Origin of the sequence: Rhizobium sp. TRM95796, from assembly GCF_025779995.1 — a bacterium.
Classification (GTDB): Bacteria; Pseudomonadota; Alphaproteobacteria; order Rhizobiales; family Rhizobiaceae; genus Rhizobium_E.
Map to the genome: position 1 here is coordinate 62,060 of NZ_JAOXHE010000015.1, position 16,714 is coordinate 78,773.

The 16,714-nt window shown below is 57.0% G+C and carries 14 protein-coding genes; 8 read left to right on the top strand and 6 right to left on the bottom strand.

Translation table 11 applies throughout. The features are described from left to right. Positions 1-65 precede the first annotated feature (65 nt). Positions 66-1,196 carry a tyrosine-type recombinase/integrase gene (locus OCK01_RS24320; protein ID WP_263826187.1) on the top strand — a complete coding sequence of 377 codons (1,131 nt, stop codon included), beginning with the start codon at positions 66-68 and terminating at the stop codon, positions 1,194-1,196. Positions 1,197-1,370: 174 nt separating this feature from the next. On the opposite strand, the gene repC is transcribed toward OCK01_RS24320, so the two are convergent. The 3 genes from repC to repA form a co-directional block, all read right to left on the bottom strand. Beyond that, positions 1,371-2,609 (bottom strand): plasmid replication protein RepC, encoded by a 1,239-nt coding sequence (gene repC, locus OCK01_RS24325; protein WP_263826188.1) that lies wholly within the window; start codon positions 2,607-2,609, stop codon positions 1,371-1,373. Between the two features lie 157 nt (positions 2,610-2,766). Beyond that, positions 2,767-3,759, bottom strand: coding sequence for a plasmid partitioning protein RepB (gene repB, locus OCK01_RS24330; protein ID WP_263826189.1), 993 nt, complete (start codon positions 3,757-3,759; stop codon positions 2,767-2,769). An 84-nt stretch (positions 3,760-3,843) separates the two neighbouring features. Next, positions 3,844-5,034, bottom strand: a complete 1,191-nt coding sequence (gene repA / locus OCK01_RS24335) for a plasmid partitioning protein RepA (protein WP_263826190.1) — start codon at positions 5,032-5,034, stop codon at positions 3,844-3,846. Positions 5,035-6,425: 1,391 nt separating this feature from the next. On the opposite strand from repA, the gene OCK01_RS24340 reads away from it, so the two are divergent. The 6 genes from OCK01_RS24340 to OCK01_RS24365 all read left to right on the top strand — a co-directional run bounded on the left by OCK01_RS24340 (position 6,426) and on the right by OCK01_RS24365 (position 14,364). Further along, the gene (locus tag OCK01_RS24340; protein WP_263826191.1) at positions 6,426-7,832 is read left to right on the top strand and encodes a hypothetical protein; all 1,407 of its coding nucleotides are present in this window, start codon (positions 6,426-6,428) and stop codon (positions 7,830-7,832) included. Positions 7,833-8,663: 831 nt separating this feature from the next. Then, a complete protein-coding gene (locus tag OCK01_RS24345) occupies positions 8,664-9,671 on the top strand; it encodes a hypothetical protein (protein ID WP_263826192.1) in 1,008 nt (335 codons plus the stop codon). Between the two features lie 120 nt (positions 9,672-9,791). Beyond that, positions 9,792-10,349 (top strand): hypothetical protein, encoded by a 558-nt coding sequence (locus tag OCK01_RS24350; RefSeq protein WP_263826193.1) that lies wholly within the window; start codon positions 9,792-9,794, stop codon positions 10,347-10,349. Beyond that, positions 10,339-12,282 (top strand): AAA family ATPase, encoded by a 1,944-nt coding sequence (locus OCK01_RS24355; RefSeq protein ID WP_263826194.1) that lies wholly within the window; start codon positions 10,339-10,341, stop codon positions 12,280-12,282. The genes OCK01_RS24350 and OCK01_RS24355 overlap by 11 nt, the downstream gene beginning before the upstream one ends. Further along, complete coding sequence (locus tag OCK01_RS24360; RefSeq protein ID WP_263826195.1) at positions 12,279-13,019, top strand: hypothetical protein; 741 nt, start codon at positions 12,279-12,281, stop codon at positions 13,017-13,019. The genes OCK01_RS24355 and OCK01_RS24360 overlap by 4 nt, the downstream gene beginning before the upstream one ends. A gap of 1,003 nt (positions 13,020-14,022) precedes the next feature. Further along, positions 14,023-14,364, top strand: coding sequence for a hypothetical protein (locus tag OCK01_RS24365; protein WP_263826196.1), 342 nt, complete (start codon positions 14,023-14,025; stop codon positions 14,362-14,364). Between the two features lie 512 nt (positions 14,365-14,876). Here the strand turns inward: OCK01_RS24365 and OCK01_RS24370 are convergent. Further along, positions 14,877-15,119 carry a WGR domain-containing protein gene (locus tag OCK01_RS24370; RefSeq protein WP_263826197.1) on the bottom strand — a complete coding sequence of 81 codons (243 nt, stop codon included), beginning with the start codon at positions 15,117-15,119 and terminating at the stop codon, positions 14,877-14,879. 227 nt (positions 15,120-15,346) lie between these two features. Here OCK01_RS24370 and OCK01_RS24375 point away from each other — a divergent pair, with 227 nt between their 5' ends. Continuing rightward, entirely contained in the window at positions 15,347-15,760 is a 414-nt protein-coding gene (locus OCK01_RS24375; protein ID WP_263826198.1) for a hypothetical protein, read from the top strand. Positions 15,761-15,971: 211 nt separating this feature from the next. On the opposite strand, the gene OCK01_RS24380 is transcribed toward OCK01_RS24375, so the two are convergent. Together OCK01_RS24380 and OCK01_RS24385 are read right to left on the bottom strand one after the other, a co-directional pair. Continuing rightward, entirely contained in the window at positions 15,972-16,403 is a 432-nt protein-coding gene (locus tag OCK01_RS24380; protein WP_318530258.1) for a hypothetical protein, read from the bottom strand. Between the two features lie 18 nt (positions 16,404-16,421). Beyond that, on the bottom strand, positions 16,422-16,643 hold the full coding sequence (locus OCK01_RS24385) for a helix-turn-helix domain-containing protein (protein ID WP_263826211.1): 222 nt from the start codon (positions 16,641-16,643) through the stop codon (positions 16,422-16,424). Positions 16,644-16,714: the final 71 nt, after the last annotated feature.

The window sequence follows — 16,714 nt, forward strand, 5'->3', positions numbered from 1 at the left end:
ACCTTAAGCCGGGGGCAAGGCAGGTCAGCGCCGCATAGGCAAACTAGCTTCTGAGGTCGCTCCATATGAAAGGTCCCGTTTCCAGCCGCGCCGCCACGCTCGACACCATCGCCGCAGTCCTGCCCATGGAACGGCGCGACGAGCTAGCGGAACTGCTGAGCGATCAGGATGTCGAGACGCTTCGTCATCTCGTCAATGAAGGCATGGGCGCCAATACGCTCAGAGCGCTGACCTCCGATCTTGCTTATCTGCAAGCCTGGTCTCTGGCCTCAACCGGCAACGCTCTGCCCTGGCCGGCGCCGGAGGCGCTGCTGTTGAAGTTCGTCGCCCATCACCTCTGGGATCCCGAACGCCGCCTCACAGATCCCTTGCATGGCATGCCGGCGGATGTGGAGGACAAGCTGCGTCTGCAGGGCTTTCTCCGCGCCAACGGTCCGCATGCGCCGGATACAGTGCGGCGTCGGCTCGCCACCTGGTCGACGCTGACGAAATGGCGCGGGCTTGAGGGCGCCTTCGCCTCCCCTGCCCTCAAATCTGCAATCAAGCTCGCCGTCCGGGCCAGTGTTCGACCCCGGCGCCGCAAGAGCGCCAAGGCGGTGACCGGCGATGTGCTCGCCAAACTCTTGTCCACCTGCAGGACCGATAGTCTGCGCGATCTCCGCGATCGCGCCCTCCTGATGGTCGCCTTCGCCTCCGGTGGACGGCGCCGGAGCGAGATCGCGGGACTGCGGGTGGAGCAATTGGCGCCGGAAGAGCCGATTAAGGTGGATGGAGGCTCCCTTCCCTCGCTCGCCATTCATCTCGGCCGCACAAAAAACAGTTCGGCGGCAAGCGACGAGATCGTCTATCTCACCGGCCGCCCAGTCGACGCGCTAAACGCCTGGCTACGAGCCTCGAAGATCGAGGGCGGAAGCATTTTCCGCTCGATTGATCGCTGGGGCAATCTTTCCCGGCGGGCGCTGGATCCCAAGGCCGTTAGCGACATCGTCAAGCAGCGGGCGGAGCTCGCCGGGCTCGATCCGCGCGAGTTCTCCGCCCATGGCCTGCGCTCCGGCTATCTCACCGAGGCCGCCAATCGCGGCATTCCGCTACCGGAAGCGATGGAGCAGTCGCGGCATCGCTCGGTGCAGCAGGCGTCGAGCTACTACAACAATGCCCAACGCCGCAGCGGCCGCGCCTCCAGACTGCTCGACTGAGAGTGTTGACGCGACGCTATCCCACGATCAGGATCGCCGGTGTGCTCGTGAAGATGTGCCTTCAACTCGTTCAACACACTGAATTTATGCAATAAGTCGCCGAAAAAAACGGCTGACAAGGTCCCGCGTCGGGACCGCAGGGACGATTATCGGCGAGCGTATCAACGTGACTCCCTAGCCAGCGAGCTTATCGGTCGATCCACCGGCTCTCAGTAGCGCCATCAGCATCGGCCCAAGAGAGAATTCCCCATCTTGCGCACGCCTTGTCAGGTACCGAAGATATCCACCGGCCGAGTTGATCATGTTTGCTCTCTCGAGAATGCATGCCATCGCCACAGCGGCATTCTCCGGCCCCATGGTGTAGCAAGCATCCTCGTATGCGGACGGGCTGACGCCCAGCATCGATCGCACAACTATTGCTGCCGCCAGCAGATCACGCCAATGGTCAATCTTGCCTCCCGGACCATAGTCGATAATCTGCGGGCAGGCGCGCAGCACCATGGTCAGGGGAAACAGCTTCATTGGCTCGATGCGACGAGCCGGCGTCGCACTTCGCGACAACTGCAGTTCCCGTCTAGACTTTGCGCCCTGCTCTTTTCCAGAGCTAGGTTCAAGTTCATGGATAGACTCGGTATTTGAATTCTGTATGTGGCATCCACATTGGCTATCATTGCAAGCCATATTCTCAGCATTTAATAGGCTTTTCAATCGGTTGACGACATCATCCCGCAAAATGGACATCTCATTAAGAGTCGCCTCGACCTCGATGCGGCTCGCATTGCGCGGGAGCCTTGCCAAGATGTCGACATAAACAGCCTCGATCGCGCCCCAGTCGCCGCTGGCATTCTCTCCGAGAGCAGCCGAAATCAGCTTGCGAATGTCACGTCTGCAGATCGTCAGGGCTTCCTTCGCGCGCTTAAATCGCTTGCGTTCTGCCGCTACTTCCTGGGCAAGCGCGGCTATCTCTGTTGCACGTGCTGCAAGCGGGGCAAGATCAAAACCAAAAGCCTGCTCAATTTCACCATCGCGATTGCGATGGGCGTAACGTTTTCCGTTAGGGCTGTCGCGTCTCTGTACCAGGCCCGCTTCCACGAGTGCCGACAGCTGCCGACGCAGCGTTGTGCCTGTGATACCATGGGCGCGCACAGAAAGCTGCGCGTTCGAGGGAAAGACGACTAACGTTTGTTCGGGGTCTAGTTCACTGTCCGGATGGAAGGAAAGAAGCGCGTCCAAGACAGCAAGGGCTCTATCCTGGAGTCCAAAGCGCTCACGTGCTTCGCTAATATCACGAAACACCTTCCACTTCTCAACTCGACGTGTCGGTTTCGACGCACTGACATCAAGCTGACTTTTCACCAAAGCAAGCGTCATCGATCGCCGCCCAAAGGGCGTCGTCACATGTACCGTCTGCATTTCTCTCTCACCTTTCTCTAGGCAAAAGAAAAACGCTCACCAAATCGGTGTCAAAGACTCTTGACTGCAATTCCGGGAAATGCGATTCTCGATCTTGCTAAGGATAACGAGAGAGGCTTCCACGGTTTACCGTTCGGGGGCCTTTTTCTTTTGCGGTTTAGTCTCCATCAGTGTTGGGCTTCGACCGCTTGTACTCGTCGTACAGATGGTCCATCTGGCTCGAAAGCCAGTCGCTGAAGGGCTTCGCTTCCACGCTAGAAAGCTCGATCGCCACCTTCTTCGACTTGGCACTCATTGCAAAACTCAAAGACTTGTCGTTCGACATCCAAGACTTGTTAGATTCGACAGGCTTCGGAGCCTTAACGGAAGACTTGGTTTTGTAGCGCTTCACGTAGTCGTGAAGTGCATCAAAACGCTTATCCTCCGGGATCGCTAGGAAATCAGCCGTCGCAACGTGATCGGTGGCCACCCGACGCAGGGCAGGCGCAAGCAGCATTTGCCGCAAGCTTAACCATTTATCTCTGCCGATCTTCTTGGAAGCTCCAAGCACCTTGATGACAGGCTCAGGGACGATTTCGATTACTCCAAGCATCTTGGAAAGCATAGCTTCGTCAATTGCCAGCGACGATCTGACGACATCCTTCCCCATCCCGGCTGCAATTAGATTCTGTGCGAAATAAGCCCGCTCAATAAAGGAAAGATTCGAGCGTGCAGAGTTCTCCTGGCCCTGTGCGATGGCTGAGGTGATGTCGTCTAGCTTCTTGACGACTGCCTTGACGGGGATACCCAGTTCTTCGGCGACTCTCCGGCGGCGATGTCCGAACACCACCATGTATCGCTGGCCGTTTCCAATGGGACGCACGAGGATTGGCGTGGTTTGGCCGGTCGCTCGTATTGCTGACTTTAGCTCCTGATACTCTTCGTCGTTGTCGGAAAGTCGGTCAGATACAGATGAACCATCAAGAGATCGCGGATCCAAATCCACGATCACTTCACCTTCCATAAGCTTTTTGGTGTTCTCAGCGAGATCCTCGATGGACCGTACGACAGTCTTGGCAGCACCAGTCATAGCGTAGCCAGGCTTTACCGACGATTTTCCAGCAGGAATGGACGAGAGATCTAGTTTTGCGAAAGGGTTCTCACGCGACATTGCTGTCTCCCTTTGTGCTGTTCAACTCCGATAACAGGTTGATGCGCCAATCAAAAGTTTGAAAAAAAACGGCTGACAAATTCATCACTTTCGCCCCCACACGCTGTGAATCAGCTCCACGATCTCGCCGTTCACCGAATTAAGGCTCTCGATTGCTCGATCATATGTCGAACGCACGAAGTCACCGCGCTCGACCTCATACAACGTCTGCTTCTTAATCGAAGCATCTGAAATCGCGGTCGACTTGAGCACGTGATTTCTCAGCATATGCTGAGCAAACAGTGACTGCATGAAGCCAACCATCTGGGCTTGCGGAATGTCAGTAGGCTCGAACCGCGTGACAAGATAGCGAAACCATTCGATTCGGATTTCTGCTCCAGCCTCCGCCACTGGGGTCAATATACCACCCAGCATCATGAGAAATTGGCTCATCGACATGATGTCTAGCATCTGAGGGTGGATCGTAATCAGAATACCCGTCGAGGCCATAAGGGCCGTGATTGTCAGATAACCGAGTTGAGGAGGGCAGTCGATGACGACGACGTCGTAACGATCGTCGACTGCCTTCAGCGCATTGGCAATCCGCATATGGAAAAGCCGGCCTTCGTCACCTTTTCTCGAGGAGATCGCGAGCGGGACGTCGTACTCATATTCCTGTAGAACCAGGTTGGCCGGGACAACGTCGAGGCCCGGAATGTTCGTCGGCTGAATGACTTCCTCAATGGGTTTCTTCCCGTCGTCGAACCGAAGAGCTTCATAGAGAGATGAGGTCTCATCTAGCTCGGGCTGGATACCAAATAGCGAAGTCAGAGATGCCTGGGGGTCGAGATCGACCGCGAGGACACGGTGGCCGGTCAAAGCAAGATACTGCGCAAGATGGGCTGCCGTCGTTGTCTTGCCACTTCCACCTTTGAAGTTCACGACAGAGACGACCTGCATGGGCTCGCCGGAACGGCGCTTCGGGAGATAATATCGCTTGTCCGACTTTTTGTTCGCCTCAAGGTATTCGCGAAGTTCCAACATTTGATCAACCGTATAGTAGCGCCGACCACCGACTGACTCAATTTCCGGGCCTTTTCCCTCAGAATGAATCTGTCGAAGATGGCTCTGAGTTACCCCCATGAAATCGGCGACTTCGCCGATCTGAAATTTGCGAAGTCCCTTACGGGCGTCAGGCGGGTACTGCTGGCTACGCAGCATATGGAGAGCCCCCGAGATCTTCGAACCCTGTTCGGCGATTTCCAGATCAAAACGGTTCGGCTGCGGATGGCTCATTTTGCAAACTGTTTCCTAAGTGGCTTAACTTTCAAAAAAATGGCGTTTTGGCCATTATTTACGCAACTATCGCCCGATTCTGAATACTCGGCAAGGAATTTAAAGTTAACAAACTCTAAACACCTCAGCCCCAACACGAACCGCTAACGGATCAATTCATATTTCTGTAAGCCAATTCCGCAACTTAACCCCATGCAAGGCTCTGATCAAAAAAGCGGTTACTTACACATTCCCTGGTTCGTGACACACCCGCATCACCTGATTTCCTTCGGGTCTAGCAGTTCAAGTTGGAATCAGCAGCTAGCACTTTTGGAAGTAGATCCGACCTCACAGTCCCGGCAAATCTCCCTTGCGTCACTAGCGCAAGGGAGATTTGCCGGATGCGCCTTGTCTCCATCAAGAATCCAAAGGGCAAAGCTGTACAGCCCGCATGCGTGACATACACCGGCTCCGCGCCAGCATTTTCCGCGGTCGCCCGGCATGGGAAAATCGTTGCACCTCCGGCCTCGATGTTGCCGGCGTCGAAAAACAAGAATCGATATAGGTCCTATGCATCGACCATTCCCACCCAGTTGTTGGATGCTCTCGGCCCGTGCGGGCGATCGACTACCGCAGGACCTGCCTCCTATTCTCTTGACTAACGACCGGGTGACCATGAGCGGGGTTAAATCCATAATCGTGTGGAGCGCAGCGAATATTCTGGATGTCATAGCCGCAAAGCTGAAGCGCAAATGAAAGAACGCCTTCGAGGGTTGGCATTTCGAGGCATGGCTCATCGTTAAATCCTAGCCAGACGATTTAGCTAACCGCTAAGCATGCGCATTCTGAAAGTTATGTTCCAAGAGCGCAGCTTCCTAGCGCATCACAGCACGATTAATTGATGGGCCCTTGCTCACGCGACAATGGTTAAGAAGCTGCGGCGCCAGTTTGCAACTCGCCCCTTTGTTGAGCAGTGGCAATCTCACTCTTATGAAATATTCACTTTGAATCACTGACGCAGTCCCTCGGTCACCAGCTTTCCGTCCGAGCTACAAAAAACTCTTATTAGGTGCTCCGCCACATTCCATGCAATCAATAACTCACTGCCTGCGCAACAACCTGCAGTGGGTGGACCTGTATGCTTTCGGAATGGATCGGGCTTGTTTTTCGAGGTTTTGGGGTCCGAATCCGCGATTCACGAGATGTCCTAAAAATTTAGTTTCAGATTTTTTGTTGAGCCAGATTTCCCAATGTATTCACTGTGGATAACTCACGTATTCGCGACTTTTTAAATTATTTAAATCGAAGTACAACCTGCCTTATTTGCGCCTTTCATCTTTTAGGGTGACCATATGTACATGTCGTTAGGTTGATCTACTGACATACAACATCATCATCCTTAGGAGAAAGACATGACACAGACCTTAGAAAAGACCCTCGCTTCCGCCGCCGCCCTCGATTTGCGCGGCCTTACGCTCGATGCGCTCGCGGCGGAGCTTCATGTGAAGCGCGCAACGGGCACGCGCGCTCTCAAGCAGAAGCGCACTGCCAAGAAGAAGACCGGGAGTCAGAAGCGTGCGACAGCTGCCGCGGTTGCGAAGACCCGCCCTGTTGCTGCTGCGCCCAGGATCAAGGAACCCGCGTTCGAACCGGGAGCCGATCTCATTGCCGGCCGCGACGCCGTGATCCGTCTCGTGCGCAAGAATGCCGACAACGTCTTCTCGATCGGGGCCGCGTTGATCCCGCTTCAAGAAGCAGTGCCGGAGAAGTCGTGGAGTAAGTTCCTGAAGCCGACTGGGCTCACCGCCCGCACGGCATGGAACTATATGTCGGTCGCACGGAGCCTGACGGAATATCGAAAGGAACTTGTCGAAGCCGACATCGCCCAGACCGTTCTTTATGTTCTTGCGCGGGGGCCAAGCGAAATTGTCGAGATGGTTCTCGACGCTGCTCGCGACGGCAAGCCACTTAAGGGAAGCGCTGTCCGGCGGATGGTCGCTGAAGCAATCGGAGAGACGTCCAAGCCACGAGCTCCGGCACTAAACCGCGGCGGGCTCTCCGGTCTCCGCGGGGTTGCGGCCGAGCGGATCAATGCTGACGGCGTCAAGCTGATCGAGCATTGCAAGGCAATCCTCGGTGTCCTGGTGAGAACGCTCGCTCTCCATGTCCGCGGACATAAACTCAGCCGCCAAGAGCTGGCGCCAAAAATCACTGACGACGCTCATTCCGCTTACATGCTGATCTGGTCTGTGACACGCCTCGAAGACGTCACCCGCAAGACCGGACTTGAGGATGCAATGAGCTGGCGCAAAGCCTATCAGGTTCTGGAACAGTTGAGCTCTCAGGCGCGTTGGCCGGCAAAAGCAGATGTGGCGCCTTGGCTTCAGCATACAGTGCTGCCGGTCCTGGAGTTTGTCGTCTACGGCAAGTCACTCGACATCAACCAAGCGCGCCCCGGCGTCGCCAATGCGATCGAAGCAGAGGATAGGGCGGAGGAGGAGGTTCAAACCTCCGCTGGAGGTCGGCTCGAACCCGCCGAGGTCCCGGCACTAGCCGAAGATGACCATCAGCACGCCTTTGAAGTTGACGTTGCTTTCGCGGTGGAGGAGGAACGCGAGGTTTCGGTCGATCTGGCGCCGGTAGACGAAGATCCAGAGACGCGAGCCGCCGCGATCTATGCTGCACTCGATCTTGGCGAGCCTGTCCAGGACAGCCTACCAAAGATGGAGTGGGGCAAGCGCCCGTTCTTCGTGAAGAAGCCGCTCCCGTCTGTCCAGGAGCCCACGCGCGGTCCGGTCTCAGTCGCGCCCCAGACCTGATGTTCCGTTGGTCGCGACCAAGGCCTCGCCCCTCCGGGCGGGGCCATTCTGTACACGAGAACTTCTTCGGTTCGCCGGCCGGTCGTTCCGGCGTCCCGTCGCCTTCTACGTTCCCGAAATATTAGTCGATATCGATCTCCGAAAGACTGCGACCTCTGTTGGCAACCGCCAGTTTGCCAGTTTGGAAGCCACGTGAGTAGCGCTGTATTGGACTTCACATATCCAGCCCTTTCGAGGTCCGCATTGTTGAACACGCGGTGCATCCAGGCAAAACTCAGGTCTGTTTATGCGAGCCGACCGAGATGCTTTCTAGCTAGCCGCGTCAGCTGTTAACCATAGCCGCGGCCTAGTTCCTGGAATGTTCTTTTTTCACTTGCAGCAACCCAGCCGAGCCCCATATGGTCATGTACAAGCAAGACGGCAATCTTGCTAAACAAAAGCGGCCCCTGCCGGAACGGCAATTCCGACGAGGGCCTGACCCGCAATCCTTGGCTTAAAAGGACCACAGGCTATGAACAGCCATACCCAATCCGCTTCCCCCCTGGAAGCATCTTCTCCCTTGGCCTCCCTCGAAACTGCTGTTGTCGCGGCCGGAGCTGTCGTCGATCCGGCATTCGTCTGCGACCCGGCCACCGGCGCTCACGCACCCGTATGCCGCTGCGCCACGCAGTATGTGCGGCTCGAGCGTCGCTGATCACCATCCTCACATCTGATCAAAGTCGGCCGCGGCGAGCTTTATGCGTCCGCGTCTCAGCTGACGAATGCGGAAATTGTTTCTGCATTCGGCCGTCCGGCACGATCTGTTCCAGAGTCGCCTTCAGGAGAAGACTTATGAAGCCAAAACCCCATCCGTCCGCTTCCTCTCTTTCGACCCAGATGCCTGCTCAGCACCATAGCCTCAGCGCCTCGCCTGGCTCAGCCGGCTCCGCCGCGGGCCATCCTGATACCTCTTCCGATCACGGTGAGAGCACGCTCGGGCAGACTCTCGACCAGCTCGTGCGTGATGAGATCGCCCGCAGCCTTTCCGTCGAGGCGATCTCGAAGCTGCTCGAAGGCGGGATCGCCGGGCTCGCAAGTCTTGCGAATGCCGCAAGCGTTGCTGAAGGCCGTCTGCTCGAAAAGGTCATCGCCGCCATCGCTGAGAGCAATCCCAACTTGGTGGTGTTTACCCAGGTCCGCCTGCCGGTCAGGGAAGACGCCCTGGAGCTCGTCGATAAAAATCCTGAGACCCTGTTCAGAGGCCTCACGCTTGATGCCGATGGCCGAACGCGCAAGATCTATGTCGCGGATCTGATCCTCGTCGACCGCATCAGCAAAGTCGCCTATCTGGTCGATATCAAGCGCAGCCTCGGGTCATACGAATTGCAGCGCATCATCGAGCTCAGGCAAAGGATGTTGGCGGCTGGACTCGTCACACCTGATCTTCTCTACAAAGATCATCAGCGGCTTGTGATCGATGAGGTCCGCGTTGTGATCCTGGAAGCCGCTGGGAAGCGGACGGACACGAAGACCGGGATCTGGAACCTTGGCCATCTCGATCATCTTCTTGGCGTGGCCGGCGCCAGCGATCATGTCCGCCGCATCCGTGCTGTCTATGAGAAGCTGACAGAAGACAATCTCACGACGGCACGGGAGAGGTTGCGCCGGCTTGAGGAGCGTCAGCGCTTCGGTGAGGGGAGGGGGGTGCAAGGTGGCCTCAGGAGCACGCCGCCCGTCGGCCAACATCAATCTGACGTCGATGTCTCCACAAGTGACGAGATCGCAAGGGCAGGGCGCAGGGAAAAGTCAGATCGTAGCTTTCGGGTCGGCATCGTCCCGCCACCGCCGATAAGCCACTGACTCGGGTGATCGGTGGCGCGATCATTTACGCACGCCACCTGATCCCCGGGCTTAACCCCCCAGACACCACAGATAACTCAACACTGCCGGTCGAGTGCGCTCCCGGCCAATGGAGATCTCATGTCCATGATCATTCCCTTTCCCCGTCAACGACATCGGCGACCGGATCGCCAACCGACAACCACGGCTACGAATGATGGAGCCGCACCGCCGGTCAAAGAGTGTGCTTCGGAACCTTTGCAGATCTTAGCAGATCCAATGGATACACCCGTGCTGCCAGCTGCTGTCGGCGCTGCGGCGGACGTTTGTTCGTCATTGCCATCGCATGCGCCGGGCAGGGCAGGGGGTCAGCCGGAAGGCAATATCATTGTCCGGGCACTGCGGAAGATCGCTGCGGCGCAAACCGCAGCAGGCTCATGCACTCGACCAGCGCCGCTGCCCGACATCGCCTGGGTGATCCGCACCGCGCTGCCAAGCGTCGCACGTAAGGGGAAAGGCTGGTCGAGCCTGCCGCAGCTTCATCGCGATCTTCTCGAGAAGCACATTGGGGCGGGTGATCCGACCGCAAAACTGTTCAGGGCATGGGTGGAAAACCGACATATTCCCGGGCAAGGAACACGTCATCTCGTCGATGCGGCAGAGGGGATCCTTGTGGAGGGCAAGGCGCATGACGCTTGAAGCCCGTTTGCAAAGATATCTGCTCGCATGCCTACGCCGCGATGCTGTCCGCAAGCTTTATCGGCGTGCGGAAAGTGCGGGGCTGTTGGAAGCGCGACTTGTCGATCCAGCCAACGAAGCCTCGGCTCAGCTATGGTCTCTGACCGCACGTGGTCAGGCGTTGATCGAGCAGGATCGCGCGCAATCGCAGACAAAGCCGTTGTCGAGGTTTGGGCGCGCGTTGAACCGCGGCAGCGAAAGGATCGATCCACTGCGGCTCGACGACGATGACGGCATTGCCACAATCAATCACACGCCTGTATCCGCTGCGTCGCGGGGCGACGAAGATAAGGCGGCACTGACACCATCGCCTCTACGATCTTCAACCCTTGCCGCAATCCACACATATCTGCCGTCCTTGCCGATCGCTGATGTCACGGTCGCGCTTCTTGTGGCGCGTGCTTTGGCGAAACCCGGCCTGGATCTACAGATGCTATTTGAGATGTTGGCGCGCCCCGATCCTTTCATCGTGCTGGGCGTGCCGGTACCCGGCTTTGAGCGTCTGTGTGCCGACATGCTCGAGCGCCAGTTTATCCTTTCGCAAACGCTCACTCTGGTCGACGCGCTTCCGGGCCAGCGCCTGACCCGGCACTATCGCGACAATCCGCGAGATCGGGGCCGCGTGCTCGCTTTCTCGGGAACATACATGCGCGAGAAAGCCGAGACTGAGTTGAAGGACGCGGTCACCAAGGCGCTGCTGAATTCGACCACGCCAGTGCTCGTGCTCGACGAGAGCGAAGTCCGTGAGCTGCCTGGCCGTCTCCTGGCCGCGGCAGACCTCGTTGTGGAAGGGCAGGGGGTCACGCCGGAGCTCATTGCCGATGTCATGCAGATCTCACTTGGCATCGATCGAGAGACGGGGCTGGCGGCTATGCATGCGGTCGAGTTTACACCGGGCTATCTCGGCATTGCAGATCTTGTCGCAGCTTTAAGGCCGGGCCGCTCAGCCGAGCAGATCGTCGGAGCACTCGAACGTCTCGATCTTGCTAACTGGGCGGCCGCGGAAGAGAGCAAGAAGGACAAAGAGCGCAACGACACCGGAAAGTCGGGCGCAGGGGGAGCGTCCGGCCAGGGTAAAAAGAGCGGCAAGGCCCACGCCCGGTATGACCTCGTTCAGCCGGTTGCTTCGGCCACCTCAAATCCCAATGCGAATGCTGGTAACGGCAAGTGGACCGAGAAGATCCTCCTCGTCGAAGACCTTGTTGGCTATGGCGCAGCACGTGATTGGGCGCTCGATCTCAGAAGCGACCTTCATCTTTGGCGGGAGGGTCATCTCGACTGGTCGGAGATGAGCACCAAGCTTCTTCTGTCCGGGCCGCCCGGCACGGGTAAAACGACGTTTGCCAAAGCGCTGTGCAACACCTTGCAGGCGCCGCTGCTTGCAACTTCGGTCTCACAGTGGCTCGAAGCGAGCTATCTCGGTGACGTCATGACCGCGATGTCGGCAACGTTTGAAGCAGCCGCAAAACTCCGACCAGCCATCCTGTTCGTCGACGAGATCGACGGCATCGGCCGCCGCGGCGCCGGTGGTCCGCATTCGGATTATTGGGACACTCTCGTCAACCGCGCGCTAGAACTGCTCGATGGGGCGGGGAAAACCGAGGGCGTCATCGTGGTCGGCGCGACGAACAGCCCGGACAAGATCGATCCTGCGCTTCGGCGCTCCGGACGGCTGGAGACGCATATCGACATTCCATTGCCAGACACCGAGGCTCTCATCGGCATTCTGGCGCATCATCTGGGCGGCGATCTTAAAGCCGTCATCACGAGCAGGCCGAAGCCTGCCAGTTCGACTGTGCAAGCAGTGGCATCGTTGTCGGTCGGCCGAGAGCCGCCTGTGAACAGCAAGAATGCGGGCGCCACAGCGTCCGGAACCGAGGAGCCACGCGCATGATCGCACAGGATACACACAAGAATGCACTCAAGCCTCTGGCCCTCCTGGCTGCCGGCATGTCAGGAGCAGATATCGAACGCATCATTCGCGAACTCCGCGGGAAAGGCCGCCGTCGCGACGATCCCGATGCGCCGATGATCGCATGGTCAGACCTGGAACAGGCTCTTCTCGACGGCAAGAACTTGCCCTCACCTGCCATGGCTCGACGGGTTGCGGTGCACGAACTCGGCCACGCTCTTGCTTATGAGACGCTCGGGATCGCGAGGGTCATCCATGTCCGCGTCGGTGGGGAGCGCGGAGGAGAAACTCGGACCAGAATGAATATCGAGGCAATCCAGACCGAGGCAGGCATGATGCACTGGACCGCTTGCCTCCTGGCCGGTCAAGCCGCGGAGAAGCTGGTCTACGGTTCTGCCCTAATGGGCGCCGGCGGAACATCGGACAGCGACCTCGCCCGCGCAACCTCCATTGCCCTAGATCTTGAAACCAGCTTCGGTGTCGGCGTCGATATGCCTCTGCTATATCGCAGCCCCGCAAACTCATCGGAGACGCTGCTTTATAACTCCATCCTTTCCGGTCGCGTTTACAAGCGATTGGAGGAAGCGGAGACAATCGCGCATGAGGTCCTCGCGAGAAGGCTAGATTTTCTGGCCGGTCTCGCCGAACAGCTCGCAGCCGAGATTGTCTTAGATGGGGGCAGGCTCCGGGCTGCGATGGCTGACGGCGCTGCAGAATGAAGAGCATAAGCTTGCCATCGATTCCGACATGGCAATCCGCGATTCATGAACGGCACATTCTGATTCACAATTACGAAAAAGCGTTACGCATTCATGACGTCTAATTCGGGCGCCGCAGCGCCCTCATTCCCCTCGCCGGTCGCCGTTACACACGTCTGTGCCCTTGTTCAAGACAACGGCACAGACGTGAAGGAGCGGTGGCGCCGGGTCGTAATGAGGGACGTTCGCCAGGCAAAAGCGGGCCGAAGGGGAGGGGCCTGCTGACCGTGAATTATCACCACGGCGATCTGCATTCGCGAAATGTCATTGCGATCTGCAATGAGCTCTCGGCGCGTCAGGTTCCATTATCCACAATGCACCTCAATTTACCCTGATGCGATTCCTCATTCAGGTTCCGCGATTCTTGATGGAAAACTGGACACGTTCGGGAGGATCAACTGATACGGACAGCCTGCTGTCCCGCATCGAGAATGTGTCTGAATTGTGTCACTCGAGAAAGCTGGTCTCGGGGTTACGCCACCCTCCGGAGGCGTTTAGTGATGCCATTCGATGCCTGCCGAAACGCCGCCAAATTTAAGTGAATATTAATAAAATATAATATAGCCATTCCGATGTAGTTGTTTTCGATACATTTTTGCATAATAGTTGCATAATGACATAAAGCATCGGATAATTGAGTAATTTATCTATGCACTTTGCAAAATGCAACTTGCATTGTGCAATTTGACCCTGCTATATGACGGATATTGTTGCTTGACATGCTTTTTTCATGCAGATTATTCTTGCGATACTGATGTCCCAACACAAGTTTAAGCGAAGACGAGGCCTGTGAGCTCATTTGCACTGCATTCTAACCGCAAAAACAGCCTCTGCAGGTACACGCGACATTATGGACGGACGGGCAGTCGGGTTCATAGCACGTCACAAGACAACCTGTCGGGCCTCGCGGCGAATTGGAATTTGGGAGAACGAAAATGGATGAACATAAGAGGAGCCAGGCCTGATGGGACGCAAGCCGAAAAGCCAGCGACGCGAGGATCAGAGGGTGCGGCAGCAGGACCAGCGCGATAAAGCGAAAAAAGCTTGCAAGCCGTCCCGCGATGATGTCGCGCGGATGACGCTGTGGTGGTTGATCAGCGGCACATGGAAGAATGACCGTAATGCTCGTGTGCGCCTGGATAGTGTGAGGGATGCACTCACCGACCTGCTGCAAGCACAGGGTTTTGATGGTCAGGCAGCAGGCGATGAGATCGAGCGTCTCTATGTGCTCTACCGCACCGACAACCCGCCGTTCAGGATCAAACGCCACCTCAAGCCGAACCAGCCTCCCGCGGGGATGATCTGAGATGGCATCTGTTTTTGCGCCTACTATCCCGTTCTCGGCCCCCTTTTCGCTGTCACTACCGACTTCGAAGGCTTCCTGCAGGACGGCCGTCTTTTTCCCGTTCGTCGTCATTGCATTGCTCGAAGATGCCGTGGTTTGACTCATCCCCTATCTCAAGCGGCACGTCCGCTTACTATGTCTCGGCCATGCAAACGGCGTTTGTCACTCTTACGTCTACTCCCCCCATTACTCCTTATAACGGCGTTACATCATGAATCGCGGAATTGAACTCAGTGTCGTTGAGCCGCGGGCTCTGCCTGAAAGGTCGCGTGGCCAATTTGCGCGGGCAGGGCAGGGCGCCGGCGGGACGTTTGCCCCAGATCACGAGGCGCATCGACAACCGACCATGATTGCTGTCCTTGCAACGCCGGCCCCAGCACGAATGATATCGGCCTATGTCGTTTTGACAGAACATTCGAAACTGCCGTCGGATGCAGAAACAGTTTCCGCATTCGCGCCCTCCGACCATGTCCTCACGCCGGCGCCCTATCGTGATAGCCGCGGCGTCGCTTACGGGTCTCCCAAAGGCGCAACTCACGCTCGGCGTCTTCCAACGACAAACAGGGCGCCGCGATGGTCCGGCCCACGCTCCCAATCCGGCCCCATGTCCTACGCGCAATCACAATGCCAAAAAGGTCGCGCTCGATCTCGAGCCGATAGAACCGGGCCATGTTCTTCTTTTCGCATTTGCGCTCAAGCTCGATCGCGTTCTCCATGCGATCAGTATCATCGACTGAGTGCAGGCGGTCCAATGAGAACATTGAATCGATGAGGTCCCATCGATTCATCTTCGTGAACCATCGACTATACAGTCGAGCAACACTGGCCTTGCGGTTCAACCGTTCAACTCAATCTCGAAGAACCAAATGCCGAGAAGGCACAGCCACAACATAAACATGATGCTCGGTCGCATAAGCGATCCAGTAACCCAAGGAGCCCTCAAATGGGGACACGCAGCGTATTCGATTTTTTTGTCGCACCCTACCCGGGACAAGAGGGTGATGAGGCGCAAGCTTATATCTATCGGCACTGGGATGGCAGCCCTGAGTCTGTGGTGCCCCGTCTCCTGAACTATTGGCGCGAAGCCATCAATCGGCTTGCCGCAGACCCATTTCCGGATCCGCGTGTGCCGCAGGTGAGTGCCGGCCAAGTCATCATGGGCCTAATGCTCGCCGACATCATGCAACAAAACAGACTCATAAATCAGGCGCCACTGGATGTAGAATATACCTACCGGTTTAGGCAAAATAAAGCAGACCCTCGCAGTCTTACTCTCAAGATTGAACACACTCTTAAAGGCGGAAAGGAACTATTCCATGGGGGATATGACGCTTTGCAAAAATGGCAGAATGAGTAGGCGTCCTGACATACGATCAATCATGTCCACCCCGGACGGTCATCTAAGTTCATCCCATGGTTGATGTCGTTGCTCCAACTGGTCCGACAGACGCAGGAGCCGGCGGGTAGATTTGCCCGCCTGGTGAATCGAATATTCCTTCATTTGCGAAGACGAATAGAAGTTGGTGATCGACATCGAAGGGACCGAATCGCCGTTCAGAGCGACTCCGTCACTCTGCCCATTCGTTAGACAACGCGGCAAACTCGCGCGCGGCTGCGGCACGGCGCAGGCCTTTGCTTGGTGGTTCGGCCAATCCTTTGGATGCGAGCCGGTCAAGGAGCGCGACCACATCGACAAGACCGCGTAGTTCGGCATAGTGCATGGGACCGCCGCGCCAGCGCGGGAAACCATAGCAGTGTATCTTGACCAGATCGATGTCCGCCGACCTAAGGGCCACACGCTCTTCCAGAATTCGGGCTGCCTCGTTCACCATCGGCAGAACGATGGCGCCGGCAATTTCGGCTTCCGTGAACATGCGCTGGCTGATGTCGGCGGCGGCCTGCGCAATGACGGCTGCGACCGTTTCAGATGGTCGGGGCGTTCTGTCGCCAGCCTGGTAATCATACCAGGACCCCAGCTTTGGTGTTTTTGAAATAGACATCGAGATATCTGGTCACAGTCAGAGCTCGCGCCGAGAATTGACGGAGACGACGAGACCAAGCGTCTGGGTGACCTGCAAGGCGCGACCAAGCTGACAGCTCTCCTTGCCGGCCTCCAACTCACGCAAAAATCGCACGCCCACGCCAGCAAGGCCCGCGAGTTGTTCCTGGGTCAGTTTCTGGGCTTTTCTCTCGGCGCGAACCAACGCGCCAAAGGTTTCCGCATCTGCAATGGCACTCATTGTCATCCTTTTCGGGACGGAAATAGCATACTGGAAGCGAGCAATCAGATAAACGTCCCGATCAGGACCAA

Coding starts and splice junctions, on each gene's coding strand:
- OCK01_RS24320 (WP_263826187.1), top strand. CDS start 66: ATGAAAGGTCCCGTTTCCAGCCGCGCCGCCACGCTCGACACCATCGCC.
- repC (WP_263826188.1), bottom strand. CDS start 2,609: ATGCAGACGGTACATGTGACGACGCCCTTTGGGCGGCGATCGATGACG.
- repB (WP_263826189.1), bottom strand. CDS start 3,759: ATGTCGCGTGAGAACCCTTTCGCAAAACTAGATCTCTCGTCCATTCCT.
- repA (WP_263826190.1), bottom strand. CDS start 5,034: ATGAGCCATCCGCAGCCGAACCGTTTTGATCTGGAAATCGCCGAACAG.
- OCK01_RS24340 (WP_263826191.1), top strand. CDS start 6,426: ATGACACAGACCTTAGAAAAGACCCTCGCTTCCGCCGCCGCCCTCGAT.
- OCK01_RS24345 (WP_263826192.1), top strand. CDS start 8,664: ATGAAGCCAAAACCCCATCCGTCCGCTTCCTCTCTTTCGACCCAGATG.
- OCK01_RS24350 (WP_263826193.1), top strand. CDS start 9,792: ATGTCCATGATCATTCCCTTTCCCCGTCAACGACATCGGCGACCGGAT.
- OCK01_RS24355 (WP_263826194.1), top strand. CDS start 10,339: ATGACGCTTGAAGCCCGTTTGCAAAGATATCTGCTCGCATGCCTACGC.
- OCK01_RS24360 (WP_263826195.1), top strand. CDS start 12,279: ATGATCGCACAGGATACACACAAGAATGCACTCAAGCCTCTGGCCCTC.
- OCK01_RS24365 (WP_263826196.1), top strand. CDS start 14,023: ATGGGACGCAAGCCGAAAAGCCAGCGACGCGAGGATCAGAGGGTGCGG.
- OCK01_RS24370 (WP_263826197.1), bottom strand. CDS start 15,119: ATGGAGAACGCGATCGAGCTTGAGCGCAAATGCGAAAAGAAGAACATG.
- OCK01_RS24375 (WP_263826198.1), top strand. CDS start 15,347: ATGGGGACACGCAGCGTATTCGATTTTTTTGTCGCACCCTACCCGGGA.
- OCK01_RS24380 (WP_318530258.1), bottom strand. CDS start 16,403: ATGTCTATTTCAAAAACACCAAAGCTGGGGTCCTGGTATGATTACCAG.
- OCK01_RS24385 (WP_263826211.1), bottom strand. CDS start 16,643: ATGAGTGCCATTGCAGATGCGGAAACCTTTGGCGCGTTGGTTCGCGCC.